Annotated in this window: 15 protein-coding genes; 10 read left to right on the forward strand and 5 right to left on the reverse strand. The window is 39.5% G+C overall.

What is annotated here, in order from left to right:
* Positions 1–22 precede the first annotated feature (22 nt).
* Both ribF and MHM98_RS07485 read right to left on the reverse strand, forming a co-directional pair.
* Positions 23–946 carry a bifunctional riboflavin kinase/FAD synthetase gene (ribF, locus tag MHM98_RS07480; protein WP_239438638.1) on the reverse strand — a complete coding sequence of 308 codons (924 nt, stop codon included), beginning with the start codon at positions 944–946 and terminating at the stop codon, positions 23–25.
* Positions 947–1046: 100 nt separating this feature from the next.
* Positions 1047–3284, reverse strand: coding sequence for a winged helix-turn-helix domain-containing protein (locus MHM98_RS07485; protein WP_239438639.1), 2238 nt, complete (start codon positions 3282–3284; stop codon positions 1047–1049).
* Between the two features lie 352 nt (positions 3285–3636).
* Between MHM98_RS07485 and MHM98_RS07490 the strand changes: the two genes are divergently transcribed.
* Together MHM98_RS07490 and MHM98_RS07495 are read left to right on the forward strand one after the other, a co-directional pair.
* Positions 3637–3876, forward strand: coding sequence for a hypothetical protein (locus MHM98_RS07490; RefSeq protein WP_239438640.1), 240 nt, complete (start codon positions 3637–3639; stop codon positions 3874–3876).
* Between the two features lie 71 nt (positions 3877–3947).
* Positions 3948–4829 carry a TraB/GumN family protein gene (locus tag MHM98_RS07495; RefSeq protein ID WP_239438641.1) on the forward strand — a complete coding sequence of 294 codons (882 nt, stop codon included), beginning with the start codon at positions 3948–3950 and terminating at the stop codon, positions 4827–4829.
* 81 nt (positions 4830–4910) lie between these two features.
* On the opposite strand, the gene murJ is transcribed toward MHM98_RS07495, so the two are convergent.
* Entirely contained in the window at positions 4911–6482 is a 1572-nt protein-coding gene (gene murJ / locus MHM98_RS07500) for a murein biosynthesis integral membrane protein MurJ (protein ID WP_239438642.1), read from the reverse strand.
* A 169-nt stretch (positions 6483–6651) separates the two neighbouring features.
* Between murJ and MHM98_RS07505 the strand changes: the two genes are divergently transcribed.
* A complete protein-coding gene (locus tag MHM98_RS07505; protein ID WP_239438643.1) occupies positions 6652–8169 on the forward strand; it encodes a VCBS repeat-containing protein in 1518 nt (505 codons plus the stop codon).
* 31 nt (positions 8170–8200) lie between these two features.
* Here the strand turns inward: MHM98_RS07505 and MHM98_RS07510 are convergent, their stop codons facing one another.
* On the reverse strand, positions 8201–8734 hold the full coding sequence (locus MHM98_RS07510) for a hypothetical protein (protein WP_239438644.1): 534 nt from the start codon (positions 8732–8734) through the stop codon (positions 8201–8203).
* A gap of 420 nt (positions 8735–9154) precedes the next feature.
* On the opposite strand from MHM98_RS07510, the gene rpsT reads away from it, so the two are divergent.
* From rpsT to MHM98_RS07545, 7 genes are all read left to right on the forward strand, one after another.
* Complete coding sequence (gene rpsT / locus MHM98_RS07515; protein WP_239438645.1) at positions 9155–9415, forward strand: 30S ribosomal protein S20; 261 nt, start codon at positions 9155–9157, stop codon at positions 9413–9415.
* Positions 9416–9565: 150 nt separating this feature from the next.
* Positions 9566–10963 carry a M28 family peptidase gene (locus MHM98_RS07520; RefSeq protein ID WP_239438646.1) on the forward strand — a complete coding sequence of 466 codons (1398 nt, stop codon included), beginning with the start codon at positions 9566–9568 and terminating at the stop codon, positions 10961–10963.
* A gap of 166 nt (positions 10964–11129) precedes the next feature.
* On the forward strand, positions 11130–11810 hold the full coding sequence (locus tag MHM98_RS07525; protein WP_239438647.1) for a sigma-70 family RNA polymerase sigma factor: 681 nt from the start codon (positions 11130–11132) through the stop codon (positions 11808–11810).
* On the forward strand, positions 11803–12429 hold the full coding sequence (locus tag MHM98_RS07530) for a hypothetical protein (protein ID WP_239438648.1): 627 nt from the start codon (positions 11803–11805) through the stop codon (positions 12427–12429). Before MHM98_RS07525 ends, MHM98_RS07530 begins: the two co-directional genes overlap by 8 nt.
* Complete coding sequence (locus tag MHM98_RS07535; RefSeq protein ID WP_239438649.1) at positions 12426–14273, forward strand: hypothetical protein; 1848 nt, start codon at positions 12426–12428, stop codon at positions 14271–14273. Before MHM98_RS07530 ends, MHM98_RS07535 begins: the two co-directional genes overlap by 4 nt.
* A 139-nt stretch (positions 14274–14412) precedes the next feature.
* Positions 14413–15594 (forward strand): CHAT domain-containing protein, encoded by a 1182-nt coding sequence (locus MHM98_RS07540; protein ID WP_239438650.1) that lies wholly within the window; start codon positions 14413–14415, stop codon positions 15592–15594.
* Positions 15587–16030, forward strand: a complete 444-nt coding sequence (locus MHM98_RS07545; protein WP_239438651.1) for a hypothetical protein — start codon at positions 15587–15589, stop codon at positions 16028–16030. Before MHM98_RS07540 ends, MHM98_RS07545 begins: the two co-directional genes overlap by 8 nt.
* A 19-nt stretch (positions 16031–16049) precedes the next feature.
* Here MHM98_RS07545 and MHM98_RS07550 read toward each other — a convergent pair whose 3' ends face one another.
* Positions 16050–16643, reverse strand: coding sequence for a LysE family translocator (locus MHM98_RS07550; RefSeq protein WP_239438652.1), 594 nt, complete (start codon positions 16641–16643; stop codon positions 16050–16052).
* Positions 16644–16650: the final 7 nt, after the last annotated feature.

A 16650-nucleotide genomic window follows, 5' to 3' on the forward strand; every position in this document is an offset into this window, starting at 1 on the left:
AAATTATAAAATTATACGGTCACTACTCGCCAAAATACGCTTTGGCCGCAATAACATCTCTTTCAATTTGCTGCTTAAGCAAATCAAAAGATTCGAATTTTTTCTCATCTCGAATTTTAGTCAAAACTCGCGTATCTAGGCATTTGCCATAAATATCGCCACTAAACTCGAATAAATGTATTTCTAGTTGAATGCGATGTCCATTCACTGTCGGTCGTTTACCAATATTGGCCACGCCTTGATAAGTGCAGTCATCAAGCGTTACTTCAACGGCAAATACGCCCTGTACTGGTGATACTTTGCGATCGAGTGCGATATTAGCCGTTGGAAAACCAATAGTTCGGCCTTTTTTATCGCCATGACGTACGCGGCCACTAATCACAAATGGATGTCCGAGCATGGCTTCAGCGGCTTCAACATCACCACTTTTTAGCTTTTCACGAATCAAGGTGCTGCTAACCCGATGATTAGACACTTTCAAACTTTGAGTGCTGACCACTTCAAAACCGTGCTTTTTGCCAGCGGCAACTAGCATCTCAAAGTCACCTTGGCGCTTGTAGCCAAAGCGGAAGTCATCACCGACGACTAAAAACTTAACACCGAGTTTTTTTACTAGCAGTTGCTCGATGAAATCATTAGCACTCATCGCCGAGAATTTACTATCAAAACGCACACAAAGTAAGCGCTGGATGTCATATTGCGCTAACAAGCTCAATTTATCACGTAAACGAGAAAGTCTTGCTGGCGCTTCATTGCCATTAAACAGCTCTTGTGGCTGCGGCTCAAACGTCATCACCGTACTGGGCAGAGATAATGCTTTTGCTTGTTGTTTCAATCCATTAAGCACTTCTTGATGACCTAGATGCACGCCATCAAAATTACCAATAGTTAATACACAACCGGAGGTTTGCGTATCAATATTGTGTATACCGCGAATTAATTGCATAAAACCAAGCTATCTCTTGCCCCATAAAACTGGCGGATTATATACCATTAGCGCCTAAGGCGCAGTAAAAATAGTCGACCGAATTGGCATAAAATAAAATCTATTGCAGCTGCCACGACACGCGTTTTATCGAGGTATTTTTATATTGTCGTTTTGTAAAAATAACCGTGTTGTCGTCAACCACTGAAAAATCGCGTTGTTTAAACGGAATTGCAATACTTTCAAGCTCGCCAGAATCTAACGACATTCGGTAGAAACTCTTAAGCGCATCAGTACCGAAAAGATAATTTTCAGACATATCTACGAACACCAGGCCAGTCTCTGGCACAGTCACAACGTGCTTTTTGCCGCTTGCAACGTCAACAAGGTAGTTACTCGATAAATAAAACACATTGCCTCTACCATCGGTCAACAGCTTCTTGACATCACTGGCATCAATAGGCGTCGTTTGACGTGTCATTAAATCAAACTTTGCTAGATACTTGTTGGTATCTTTCACCGCAGTAAAGTAAATAAATTGTGGCTTCTCACCCCAAACTGCATTAGTGATATTGATATCAGCTAACTCGTTAATTACGTGAAGCTGATTTGAATTCAAATCTAAAAACACTACTTTGCTATCTTGCAGAAATAGTAAACACTTACCATCTTGAGAAAGTTCAAGCGATGAGGTGGAAAAAGATGTATCAAAGTTGGTGATCTGTTCTAGTTCGCCATTTCTATTGCGCCAAATCTGTCCATTCCCTGTGCGGCGTGATACAAAATAATATTCAGCAGAGTTACTTCGCGACGCTTCAGGAAAATAGTCGCTACTTTCGGAAGAATGCGGACTTTCAAATTGTGCTTGGCCCCCTTCAAATAACCCTTTACCTTCAATAACTTGGTACTGCTGCATATCTTGTTGCGCAACTAACAACTGATTATCGAATTCTAGCGCGGCATAGAACGGCGACAACTGCTCAGGTAAAGTAATCGTTTCAACCATTGCGGTATCGATATCAACCTTAATAAGCTTGTTATATTCGCTTACTAACAGGTGCTTACCATTATCAAACCAGTTAAGCGCAAAATTTAGATGTTCTATAGACATTTGATGTAATAAACGCGTTTCTTGAGTCTTAAGATCCAAAATATAAACGCGCATCGGTGTTTTGAGCTGTGCTTTTAGATACGCCAGATAACGTCCATTAGGCGATAATCTAAGTTGAATGACTCCGCTTGGATTGTCGCTTGGCGGCACCAATACTTTGCTGCGTTGTTTAGTTAAGTCATATTGATATATAGCAGCACCAGAGAAGCCTTCAGGTAATTCGGTGTAATACAAATTCTCACCCGACTTATCAAGCTGCCCATAACCATTGCTCACCGAATGGCAAGTTTTAAGCTTTTTAGGTGGTTCAACATCTGGGAATGTCGACATATCAAATAAGGCATAGTGACACTCTTTGCGAGGAATATTCACTAATAGCGTTAATAATTTACTTTCGCCAACTTGCCAAGAGAGCCCTCCGACATCGTAATCGTCAGCTTTTAATATCACTTCAGCTTGATCGCTCAATCTTTTTACATAGGTATTAACCGCTCCTTGATAAATATTGCTGTAAGCAAAAAAAGTCTTATTTGAAGAAATGAGCGGATTAGATTCACCGCCGTGATTCCACGTTGCAGAAGTGATGGAGAATTTGTAGTTTTGCTCAGGCACAGAGTTGTTAAAAGTTTTATCAACTTCACCGCCATTATTCGTCGATTGATCGCTAGTCTGCGTCTGAAGCCCCGTTACCCACAAATAACCAACGACAATGGTTAACAACATAATAATAGTTATTAATGTGCTAACAAGCTTATTCGAGCTTATCGCTTGCGATTGCTGCGGGTAAGATGGACTACTTGATTGCTCTGCAAAATCTTCTGACGCAGTTGCCTTCACCGATACATCAACAGTGCGTTCTGGATTAATTTGTTGCTGCTCTACAACGTCTTCCTGCCACGAACTCTGTAGCTGTGCCGTTTCACCGTTAGATTGAGGAGTTTCACGCTCAACACTAACCGTTAAACTGTAGCCTTTTCGATAGTGAGTTTTAATGATGCCAGAGACTAAATCAGGATGACTGAGCTGCTTTCTTAATTCAGAAATTGCACGATTAATCGCATTGTCATCAACGAATGACTGTTGCCAAACACTTTCAACTAACTCCTGACGAGTAATTATTCGAGTTTCATTGGCAACAAAATAACTCAGTAGTTTAAAACTCAACGGATCTAATTCGCGCTCAATGCTATCTGACGTAATGAGACAACGCTCACTAACAAAAAGCCAAGGTCCTATTTTTACATTCACTGATTTACCTGCTAAATGATAAAAAACGTCAAAACAACAATTAAACTATTGATAAATATTACTTAAAACTCAAACCTTATCATCAGATATGTTCTTCATAAGGTTTTAATAAGGATTCGATATTAAACCAAATACCTCAATAAAAACAACAGTTAATATCACCAAATAGTTATGAATTGATTGCTAATAGTTTGATAAGCGACTTTGCAAAAATTTCTCACTAATCTTGTCCCCATCGAATCAAGGCGAACAACGAAACAACGCCTAATTCAACAAGTAGTAACAACACAATTTACTTAACTTATTTAATTAACTCGTTTCATTAGAGCTGAGAATTTAAAAGGACATAGATATGACAAAGCAAAACATCAATACATTAGTTATGGCGACCGTTTTTGCAGCATCACTTGCAATCCCAACACATTGTGAGGCCGACACTAAACACAACATCAATAACTCGATAGTTCAGCAAAAACTAACGCAAGAAATCACAAAGCAAAGCGACAAGCGTTTAAACCAGTTTATGACCTCAATGACAACGCAGCTAGACGAGCAATTAACGCAGCTAATTAGTGCCAAATTAAGACTGTAACTTTTAACAACCTAAAATTTTAAAACCACACTTTAAACAAACTAACTTTGAACTTTAAAAAGAGAACTATTATGAAAGCAACTAAAATCATCAAATCACTAACAGCAAGCGCAATTCTTCTTTCAGGCGCAGTATCAACCACCGCTTTTGCAGATGCCGCAGTTTGGAAGGTAAGCAACGGTCAAAACGAATTATATCTCGCTGGTACTGTCCACATCTTGCCACCATCAGAGTTCCCGTTGCCAAGCGAGTTCGATAAGGCCTATAAAGCCGCTGACTCAATCGTGTTAGAAGCGAAGCTACCGGATCCACAAGATCAGCAAGCACAAATGGCAATGATCCAAAAGCTCGCCTACCCTCCGGGTCAAAAATTAAGTCAAAAAATTAGTGAGTCGACTTATAAAGAGTTAAAACAATACTTAGGTGGTCTAGGTCTAAATTTAGACGAATTAAATGGATTTAAACCAGGCTTTATTCTTAGCATGATGACGGTAATGGAAGCGCATAAAGCACAAATGGCCGGCGAAGGCGTAGACTCTTATTTCGATAAACTAGCGAAAAAAGATAATAAAGCCATCGATTACCTTGAGTCGACTGAATTTCAACTAAACATGATGGCCAATATGGGTAAAGACAAAGAAGAAGCTTTCATTCTCGACACCCTAAAAGAGATGAGCAAGTTCAAACCACAGCTTGAAAAACTCATTGCAGCATGGCGCACTGGCGACATGAAAACCATTGACTCTCTTATATTGGAGCAAGCCAAAAGCAAAGATCACGAAGCATATGACACCTTGTTCACTGACCGCAATCGTAATTGGGTCCCTCAAATTAGCGAGATGCTTAATGACAAAGACAAGGAGCTAGTATTAGTGGGCGCAGGTCACCTTGCTGGCGAAGACAGTGTTATAAAAATGTTAAAAGACAAAGGCTATAGCGTATCTAAGTTATAATCCCTATTTAGACATACAAAAGGCGCCCTGTTTTATACATTAGGGCGCCTTTTTCTGTTACTGAGGTGATTATTTAACCTTTTACTGAGCGTGACTCTTCAAATGTCTCGGCCGTAAACCTAGCGCGGTGAATACCGCAAAATAACTCACAGCCGCAACAACTATTAATTTAGTTAACTCAAAAATCTTAAGTAATGATGACTCATCAATCCAGAATGATTGCTGTGGCATTAAGTACAATACAACCGCCGCCATCACTCCCGCAGAAACAAAGGCTTTGACGCCAAAGAGTAATGTTTGCAGCGAAATATGGAAAATACCGTCTTGCTTCAAGCGCTGATGAAGCCAAAATGCGTTACAAGTTGCAGATAGCGCCGTTGCCCCGGCTAAACCAATATAACCGTATTCATAACCCAAACTCACCACTAAAATTAGGTTAAAGACCATATTTGCAATCATTGCTTTAATGCCGATTCGCACTGGTGTTTTAGTATCTTGGCGGGCATAAAAGCCGGGCGCTAAAACCTTAATTAACATAAAGCTCAGTAGACCACAGGCATAGGCCATTAAAGAATAGCCCGCCATAGTGACATCATGCGCAGTAAAAGCACCTCTGAAAAATAAGACATTAATCATTGGCTGCGCCAACACAATCAAACCAATCATTGCCGGAATCCCCATAAGCATCACCATGCGCACGCCCCAATCCATGGTGGCCTTAAAATGAGTATTGTCACCGCTATGCTGACGCGACAATAACGGTAAAATAACCGTTGCTATCGCAATTCCGAATAAACCCAATGGAAACTCTAATAAGCGGTCCGAATAGAACAACCAACTCACCGAACCACTATTGAGGTATGATGCGATGACAGTGTCTAATAGCAGGTTAATCTGCCCCACTGACACACCAAATAATGCAGGGATCATTAATGTGCGTATTTTCACCACCCCTTCATCATGCCAGCCCCATTTGGGACGAACTAGCATCTTTGCCTTGTATAAAAAGGGGATTTGAAACAGCAACTGTACTAAACCGCCTAAAAACCAGCCCCAAGCGATACCAATCGCAGGTTCATCGAAGTGCGGCGAGAAAAAGACAACCGCGCTAATAATAGATAAGTTAAGAAAAACAGGGGTAAATGAAGAAACAGCAAAACGCCCCATCGCATTGAGAATAGAGCCTGATAAACCAACTAATGTTATAAACCAAATATAAGGAAAGGTAATTTTAAGCATGAAAGAGGCAAGTTCATACTTATGAGCATCGTTGCCGTCGTTTAGCCATTCCAAAAACCAACCATTAGCAAAAAGCGCTGCCAACATTGGTGAGCCAATAACGCCTAAAATCGCAACTATGGTGACAATTGTTCCTAACGTCCCCGAAACATTAGCAATTAAGCGCCTAACTTCATCTTCACTCTTGTTAGTTTGGTATTCACTCAACACCGGAACAAAGGCTTGTGCAAACGCCCCTTCGGCAAATAAACGGCGTAAGAAATTAGGTACCTTAGCCACCAAGTAATAAACATCTGCTACGGCGCTTGCACCGAGTATTTGCGCTAAAAATACATCACGTACTAATCCTAAAATACGTGATAAAAACGTCATGACACTGACGATAAGGCCGGAGCGCAGTAGCTTTTTACTCAAAGAAATATCCCTAAACCAACAATCGAAACTAACAATTTGCCATAGTCTAACGAAATCACTGCTTAATGACAGCAACCGAAATCTATCTTTGGAACTTTTCCCGCTAAAAGTATTCTTAAACTATTCTGAATAGTGACAAATAACCAGTTTTCGTTTAAAGGGAGTTCACATGAAAATTGCCAAGTATTTACCCTTATTACTACTTTTAACCACCCAAGAAGCATTTTCAGCGAAAAAGAGTGATGATTTATTTCAAGAATTAAAAATAACTTCTCCAACCTCTTTAACTCACCCTGTGCACATTGCCGATGTTCTTCCCGATGCAGGTAAAGAATTAGTCACCTTTGGTGTCGATAAAGACAACGAGTATTGGTTAATTATTTATAAGCAGGTACAAGACAGCGTTGAAATAGCAGCTCAACTAAAACTGGATAAATCGATATCACGCTTTGATATCAGCGAAGACGACGTCAAACAACAAAAAATCTACTTTCAAACTCACGATAGCTTGATGACCTTTGAGCCTGCAGCAACAGATTCACCAGCCCAGATAAAAACCATTGCTGCGATCAACTCGATCTTTCTCGATCCCAAGCCACAATTTATTGCTAAAGACGATTTTGTCTATCAACTCAACGACAAAGGGCAAGATTTCGTTGTCATTACCCAATTTGATGGATTGGCGATTTTCGATAGCAATGGCAATCGAATGAATCAAGAATCCATCAACATCAAGCCACAGATAAAAATGGGAGATGATTTTGCTGAGTTTATTAAACCCAAGATCTATATCGCCGATGCCAATTTCGACGGCTTGCTAGATATCATTCAAGCTGGCGAAGGTGAACTAATTAGTTACGTCCAAACACCCGCAAATACCACGCAATCACAAATAGCATTTGCGCGTTCAAGTATCGACGTTAATGAGGCCATTAGCGGTATCGATTGGTGGGATAAGCGCGATGCCTCAGGTGACAGTCTCGATCAAACCAATCTTATCTATCGCACACTCGAAGATATGACAGATGTCAACGGTGACGGAATTAGCGACTTAGTCGTGAAATATACCCAAAGCTCTGGCGTTCTCGATAGAGCTAATGATTTTGAAGTGTTCTTCGGCCGCAATCAAAACAATCAACTGGCCTACAGCGACAAAGCAGATACCGTGATCAAGGGTGAAGGGACATTAACAGGTTTGCGCTTAGTCGATATTAATAACGATAACGTCAAAGAAATAATGCTATCAGGCTTTGATATCGGCGTATCGCAAATTATTAGCGCACTAATGTCTGGCAACGTCGACCAAGATGTCTACCTATATAAACTCGACGCCAACAATAAATTCGGCGAAGATGCTGATGTTGAAAAAGAGGTAGAACTAAGCTTTAGCATTAGTTCAGGACAGAGCGGTAGCCCCATCATTGAACTAGTGGATTTAAACAACGATGGTTTGAAAGATCTTCTATTATCTAGCAGCGAAAAGACACTAAAAGTTTATTACGGACAAAAAAGAAAGCGACTGTTTAGCAAGCGCTCTAAACGCTATCGAACTTCTCTACCCAAAAACGGTTTTGCCGTTCAAACTGGCGACTTAAATGGCGATGGTAAGGAAGACATTGTCTTTAAATACGGGCGCTTAGATGACGATGATAAGAAGAAAGAGTTTCGAATATTACTAAGTAAATAGAGAAGCTCATTAGAGCTTCCCTATCAGTTTTTTATCTAACTAAATCTGCAAACTTTGGATTAGTTACAACTTTACCAATCAGGTTTTGAACCGCTGGCATCAATGCTTGTGCTGTTTGGTTACAAGCCGTTTCGCCGTAAAAGCTGGACGTAAAAGCATAGTTCTCTTTTACTGACATAGTCTTACCATTTGATGATTTCAAAGATAAACCAATATTCCATTTCCCGGAAGTTGAAGAGAAATCAATAAAATCTAAATTACCTGTAATGATTACAGGAGCTGACTCAGAAAAGGCTTCAGCTAATTTCAACTCATCAATCAGTGCTTTTCGAATAAACTGCTCAAAATTTTGATTATCAGGAGTCTTAATAGGACCAACACCCCGACACATTATTTCTCTTTTATATTCAGAGGCTGTGAATTTACCAATATTAATTGGGTTTTCTTTATATGCTTTGATAGCTGAGACATTATCAACTGATACAGAATAACGATCTACAGAATACGTAGAGCATCCCCCCAAAAACAACAATGTCGAAACTGCAATCATCGATTTGATTTTCATAATAATTCCTTTATTAAATTACTGCCACGGTATACAGCAGACGCTATAGATTATAGACCTATATCATAAAAGCAAATGGAATCTTAGCTTTGCTTCAAAAAGCTAATTAATATGAGAAAACAATTACCAAATGCGAACTCGTCAACATTTTTAACTTTATGCCAATAAAATCCCAAATAGGGCTAGGACTGACCAATAAATGTTGGTAGAATTCGCCCGTTATCATAACGGTCAATCTTTGGACTGCGAGTTTTTTCACAACGACAACGCAGACAATTTTGCCAAACATGGTAAAACTAAACCAAAATTGAGACTGTTGTGTCTTACTTTTAATTAATTGCGATTGATATTAGGCCAAGAATCGGGCATAATCCCCGGCCTTAAAATTGTCTCGCACAAGCAAAGTTCTAGGAGTTAACCTTGGCTAACATTAAATCTGCTAAGAAACGCGCTATTCAAGCTGAAAAAAATCGTCAGCATAACGCAAGCCGCCGCTCAATGATGCGCACATACATGAAAAAAGTTATGGCTGCTGTTGAAGCTGGTAACAAAGAAGATGCAACTAAAGCATTCGCTGAAGTACAACCAATTTTAGATCGCTACGCGACTAAAGGTTTAATTCACAAAAACAAAGCTGCACGTCATAAGTCTCGTTTAAACGCTCTAGTTAAAGCGCTTTAATAGACTCTGATTGTTCAGTTAAAGAAACCGGCATTTGCCGGTTTTTTTATGTCTGAAAATCGAGTTTGTTACATTCTATTTCAATCATTGTATTGTCATCTTACACCCTCTAGAATAATTCCCTTTCTCAACTAAATTAACGGAAAAACAATGAAGTCACTTCTTCTGCCTTTAACTATGGTTGGCGCATTAGCAATGCCTGCGATAGCTAATGATTCAATCGACAAAGCATCACTCGAAAAAGCTCACCAACTGCGCGACAGTGCACTGCGCTCAAACCTAGGTTACGACCTAGTTGAATCACTTACTGTAGAAGTAGGACCGCGCTTAGCTGGCACGCCAGCAGATTTATTAGCGGTTAAGTGGGCAGAAGACAAATTTAAAGAATTAGGCTTCGACAAGATTTACAAACAACCAGTTGAAGTGCGCCATTGGGAGCGTGGTTTTGCTAAAGCCAGCATTACAGCTCCTTTCCCACAACCACTTGCTATCACTGCATTAGGCGATAGTGTTGCTACGCCAAAAGGTGGCTTAAAAGGTGAATTAGTATTTTTTGATTCAGTTGCTGAACTGCGCGAAGCCGATCCTAAAACAGTTAAAGGAAAAATCGTTTACATCGATGCCCGCATGCACCGTCATTTAGAAGGTAAAGAATACAGCACCACTGTAGCAGGTCGTTCGATTGGTTCATCAGTAGCTAGTGAAAAAGGCGCTATCGGCCTAATTATTCGCTCAATTGGCACCGATTCATCGCGTTTTCCTCACACGGGTAACATGAATTACAAAGACGGCGTTAAGAAGATCCCAGCGGGTGCAATCTCTACCTCAGATGCCATGATGCTAATGCAAATGAAAAAACGTGGTAAGCCAATCAGCGTTAACATGGAATTAGAAACTCGCGCCTACAGCCCAAAGACGTCTTATAACGTCATTGGTGAAATTACTGGTAGCAAATACCCTGACGAACATATCTTGATCGGCGCTCACCTAGATTCTTGGGATGAAGGTACAGGTGCACTAGACGACGGTGCTGGTGTAGGTATCGTTATGTCGGCAGCTTATCAAATCAAAAAGCTCAAGCCTAAGCGTACTATTCGCGTAGTATTATTCGCTAACGAAGAAGGCGGCCTAGTTGGCGCTAAAGAATATCGCGACGCCAATGATTTAAGCAAAATCAAACTTGCGGGTGAATCAGACTTCGGCGCACGCAATATCTGGCGTTTCGATACCCAAGTTCATCCTGACAATCTAGATGTCATGGCACACATCCACAAGGTATTAAAGCCACTTAGTATCAACACAGGTAACAACAAAGCTGGCGGTGGTCCAGACGTTTCAATCCTGCCAGCGAAAGGCGTTCCTGTATTTAGCCTGCGTCAAGACGGTACAGACTACTTCGATTACCATCACACGCCAAACGACACCTTGGATAAAATCAATCCAACGGAACTAGCGCAAAATGTTGCAGCTTGGTCTGTAGTTGCCTACTTAACGGCACAAGCCGACGAAAAGCTATTACCGCTACCGAAGAAAAAATCGAAAAAGTAACTGATTTTTTTCAACAGAAAATAACTCAAGCCTCGATTCGTTCGAGGCTTTTTTGTTTAAATTACGAGCGATTTTGAAATTATTGACTAAGCTATGAATCTGGGTGAGAGAATCCTCCCCCGCCCCGCACTAACAATTTAATGCAGTAATTGTTAAGGAAAGGACAGTGCTTAGAGTAGTCAGTGACAACCAAGTTATCGATAACAAAGCATCGAAAGCCCAAAGTGACAACTTTGAGCCTGTCGCTATTGTTGCTCGAATTCAACAAGGTGACGCCAGCGCCGAAACCGAACTAATCAACTTCTATCGCACTCGGCTTCACTTTATTCTCACACGTAAATTTCCAGATACCGAACTTTGCCAAGACGCCACCCAAGAAGCATTTATTATTGTCCTCAACAAGATAAAAAATAACGAAATCAAAGATCCCACTAAATTAACAGCTTTCATTAGGTCTACCGCTATAAACAACGCGCTAATGATGATTCGAAAAAACAATAAATATGTCGATGCTAGTGACTCTGCCACCCTTGACAACCTTACGGACAACCAACCAGCAGCCAGTGATGAAATTGAACAACGTCAACTCGCGACTATGGTCATCAATGTAATCAATGAGCTTACAAACGAGCGTGACCGGACAATTCTTACCAGCTTCTACATTTCTCAACTAGACAAGCTACAAATTTGTCAGCAATTGGATATCACACCTAACCACTTCGATAAAGTCATCTACCGCTCAAAACAGCGCCTTAAAAAACAAATATTGTCCAGCTCTAACACCACATTCATGACGAGTATTAGCCAATGGTTTCGTCACAACATCAAGGGAACCAATCATGAATAATTCATCGCCTTTTCAACAACAAATACGCGATTATTTACTCAATCGCCTCACACCTGAACAAGAAGAAGCTTTTGAGATCTGGCTACTCAACACCCCAAGCGTACAAGACGATTTAGCGCTGGAGCAAGCCATGCTAAATGGCGCACAAAACCTCACCGATATTGCCAGCGACAAAGGTCAAATCGTAGCCCTTGAGAACTCGCCAGAAACTCAATCTAAAACCAACTATGTCGTAGCACTGGCTGCATCGATTTTTATAGCAATTACCCTGTCATTAACATGGCCTCAACTGACACAAGATGAGAGTTACCAAACGGTTTACATCGAACAACTGCGCAGTTCAAATATCCCTAAAGTTCACCTTAGCTCTCAAGACGACAGTAACAATTATCAATTCGTTGTTGCGCTCGATGACATGGAGCCGCCAGCATTTGATGTCACCATTACCGACGTCGCCTCACAAAAAATAGTTTTCAACGATATCGTCAAACCCAATGCTCAAGAAGAGCTAGTCATCAATATCAAGAAATCAGCGCTTCCCTCTAACCAATATCGCCTCGATATCAAGCCGCTTATTTACCAACAATCCGTCAGCTTTATCTTGCAGGTATCGCCATGAGAATTGTTGCCTATCTTTGTCTTTCTTTTTGCCTATTGAGCTTTGATATTCACGCCAATACCGTACCGCTAGTGATCAAGCAAGGCATCGAAAAACAAGAGTTCACAGTTGCCATAACCAACGAAGCCAAGCCAGTCGTAAAATTTGAAATTGAAGAAGACGGCCTACTAATAATCGAAGTTAAACAACGCGGCCATTTTTTTTATGAAAGATTGTGGATTGATGGTAAACCTCAAGCTTACATGGACATGTTTGGGTTTAGCGAAGGGAGTGATTTTGTATCGAAGGAAGTTAAAATTGGAGACAAAATCGGATTAGAAATATCTCCAACGTATCCTCGTGATGAAATAAAACCCTTAGTCAATAGCTATATACTTGAAAGGCATACAACAGATTTTTCAAACGTTAAAATTGCTTTCAATAATTTGACCACACAAAGTATACAAAGTTATTTTTCCTATATTCAATCTCCCGCAGACTTTCTAGATTCGATAAAAAAACTCTCAAGTCAAAATAGAGCCGCCATAAACAACTTTACTAACTTACAATATCCTAATTTGCTCCAACAACTAATTTTTAATCAGGGAATTATCAATAGCGATATAGGTAAAAAGAAAATTGCATTTACAACATTAAATAATTTAGCAGCACAAAAAACTTCAGACTCTTTAGAACTCTTAATAAACTATTATCTTGCACTACTCTTGCCCGAATTTATTAACGAAGAACAGCTTTTTTCATATCTGAATAAATCGATATTACTAGCCCATAATCTTAATAATCAATATCTGTACAAAAATGCCCGAACTGATTTATGTACTGCCTACTTACAACGAAAGTCTTCAAATACATTAAGTTGCTTCCAAGCTATTATTGACGAAAGACTATTAAAAAACTCGCCCTATGAACTTGCTATAATGCAAGGCAACATAGCTCATTTACACTTTAAGTCTGGCAATTATTCAGAAGGAATCAAGGTTGGTCATGACTCCTTAAAAACTATTGGAAAAGTAAAAATCACTACCAATAATCGAAGAGATGTACTACTTAGAACCGCAATTTTATCTCAGCAACAGTCAACTCGACTCAAAAGTTTAGGAGAAAGAAATCATGCCTTAATCAACTTAATGTCAGCGATAAATATCTATAATCAACTCAATGATAAAACACGACTGAAAAGCGCTATCATCGAACTTGGCTTCATATATCTAGAAAATGCTCAACCAGATATTGCAAATTACCTTGCAAAGTTCGTATTTCACCAATTTAGTTCCGACCAACTCAATGACCATTATAATCTCTACACAACCAGTTTATTTCTCTTAACTAAAAGTTCAATAGCTATAGGGGATATAAAATCGGCAAAGACTTATCGTGATATTCTTATAAAAAAAATAAACAATCGAAACAATTCAAGTTTGCACATCAGCACTACTTTATTGTTTCTATCATTCGACTATAGTTCTCCCATATCTAGAATCGAAAAACTTAAACAGCTTATTTCTAGCGCAGATCTAGCTCAAGAAAAACATGTTGAAGTCTATTTAGCTTTAGTTAGAGAATTGATAAAACTAAATGAATATCAACAAGCTTATAATATTTTGATTTCTATTGAGAGTGTTTCAACAACATTCAATCAAAGAGCAAGTTATTTAACTCTATTAAGTAATATTCAATTTCAGCTCAAAAATTACATACAAGCCGAGCAAATAATTGATCAAGCTTTGGCCCTTGTACAAGAACAATATTTATACCTCCAAAATTCAGGTTTAAAGAGAACTTTCTTCGAGCAATTTTCTGAGCTTTTCTATTTAAAAAACAAAGTTACTCATTCACTTGTTTAATTTCACAGGAAATAATGCATATCTAAGAGAGGCTAGCCAAATCAATCTACCGAACCTCCTCCTTTCTAGTCAGCAAAGGCATCTACTCACTCATCAAAACAAACGAGAACAACTTGCTAAAAACTTATCGACAGCTCCCTTGAATAGAGAAAATGTCATAGATGTTATATTCACATTACTCCAATTAGAGAACACTTTTATTAATTCTATTGATGACAATCAACTCCCTTCTCAAACATTTAGTAAAGCAAAATCATCGGCGTCAGGCATAACTATTCAATATGTTCTATTTTCACAAGAATCTTTCGCTTTTATTCACAGTGAAAATAATATTTCGATCGAATTTCTACCTAAAAAGTCTGAAATAGAAACGCGAGTGAGCCAACTTTTATCAGCATTAAAGAATCGGAATAATGATACATTCAAACAATCGATGGCTTTAAGAAAAACTCTAATACCATCATCTCTTGAAAATAGTTCTCAAGAACAATTAACAATCATTCCAAGTGGACTTCTATGGAATCTACCATTTAGTATCTTGCCGCTTAATACAAGTAAATCCTGGCAAGACTTACTTTTATTAGATAAATACCACATTAACAAATCCATAAATTTAACCCCTTCTTTTCACTTCGATCCTAAGCAAGTAGGCGCAATCCTAGCTGTTGCAGATCCAGTTTTCTCTAATAATGACAAACGAGTAGCCAACAGTGCTCAGCCAGCTGTTCCCAATGACTTACTTCCGAGAATAAAGCAAACTCAACGTGAAATTGATGCACTCGAATTATCTTTCAAAGATACAACCCCACTATTACTTTCAGGATACGATGCAACTAAAAACAGGTTTATATCAGAATTAAAGGAAACGCCTCAAATCATTCATGTTGCAACTCACGGATTCGCAACCCTTTCTGGCTTTCGAGAGGCAAGCCTTAGTTTTACCGCTCTTACTCCACAAGGAGCCCAAATAGATAATCACTTAAATATTTACGAAATTGAACAGTTAAAGAACAATGCACAATTAGTGATACTCACTGCATGTGAAGGAAACCTCGGCCAAACCAGATTCAAGCAACCAAGCGACAGCTTGGCATTAGCATTTGCACGTGGCGGGACAAAAAATGTAATCGCGAGCCAATGGGCAATTCCCTCACGTTCCTCTGCACAATTAATAGAATACTTTTACCAATACCTTATTCAATCAAAGAACTATAGCACTGCTTTAAATAAAGCAATGCGTACTCTTAGGAAGACGAAACCTGACCCGCTCAACTGGGCGGGTTTAACTTTAACCCAGTATAAGGAAGATTATGATGAATGATTCTCTCGGAAAAAATAAAATAACCCTGCACTTTGGCTCCACCAACTCTAACGACCCTGCATTACTTAAGTTGTCAAAACTTAAGTTTGAGATATCCGATCAAACTCGAGAAAAAAACCACGCGATTATTGATTGCGTTGAAGCTTTCTCAACAGCGAATGACAATACTGAAGAGAAGATAGAGGAATCATGGAAATCTATGAAAAGGGCTCATTTAGTCACCAGACTAGCGGGGGAATATCGAATCATATCAGGAACCTTGAATTCAACGTTAGAGGGAAGCGATAGCGTATCTGGCCCTTGGTCCGTATTAATAGAACTATTCGATGATAGTTTTAAACTATACCTCATTGGTGATCCATATAGCGAAATTAATATGATAGGGGCTAAAAGAGGACCAGCATCTGTTGTTGGGACAACAACTACAGAGGCCTAAAAACATCTCATCACTCTAATCAAACCAACACCGGATAAATCGACGCCAGCAAACACGCTGCCATGGTGTAGTTAAATAGCGCCAACCGGCGTTGGTTGTTTAAAAATAAACTGATTTTTTGGCCAAGAACAGTCCATATACTTACCGTCGGTATATTGATGATTGCAAAAATTGCCGAGATGATAGCAATCGACATTAGGCTGCGATCCGGCGAGTAAACACTGATAGCCGTCAGTGCCATTGTCCAGCCTTTTGGGTTTACCCATTGAAACGCGCAGGCTTGAAGAAAAGTTAATGGTTTAGCGTTGCTTGTTGCGTCGTTTTTCACTTCTCCAGCACGTGCTATTTTATAAGACAGATAAATCAAATAAGTCACACTAAGGATTTTTAACACCGTATGAGTGATAGGAAACGCATCGAAAATTCCCATTAACCCCAACCCAACTAAAATTACCATCGCAGCGAATCCTAGCACCACCCCCGCCATATGAGACAGTGTTCTTTTGAATCCAAAATTGGCGCCAGAAGACATCAACATTAGGTTATTTGGCCCCGGAGTAAAGGTTGAAACTGTGGCAAAGATAACCAGCGCGATAAATAATTCAGTAGTCATTGTTAGC

This window comes from Psychrobium sp. MM17-31 (assembly GCF_022347785.1).
GTDB lineage: Bacteria > Pseudomonadota > Gammaproteobacteria > Enterobacterales > Psychrobiaceae > Psychrobium.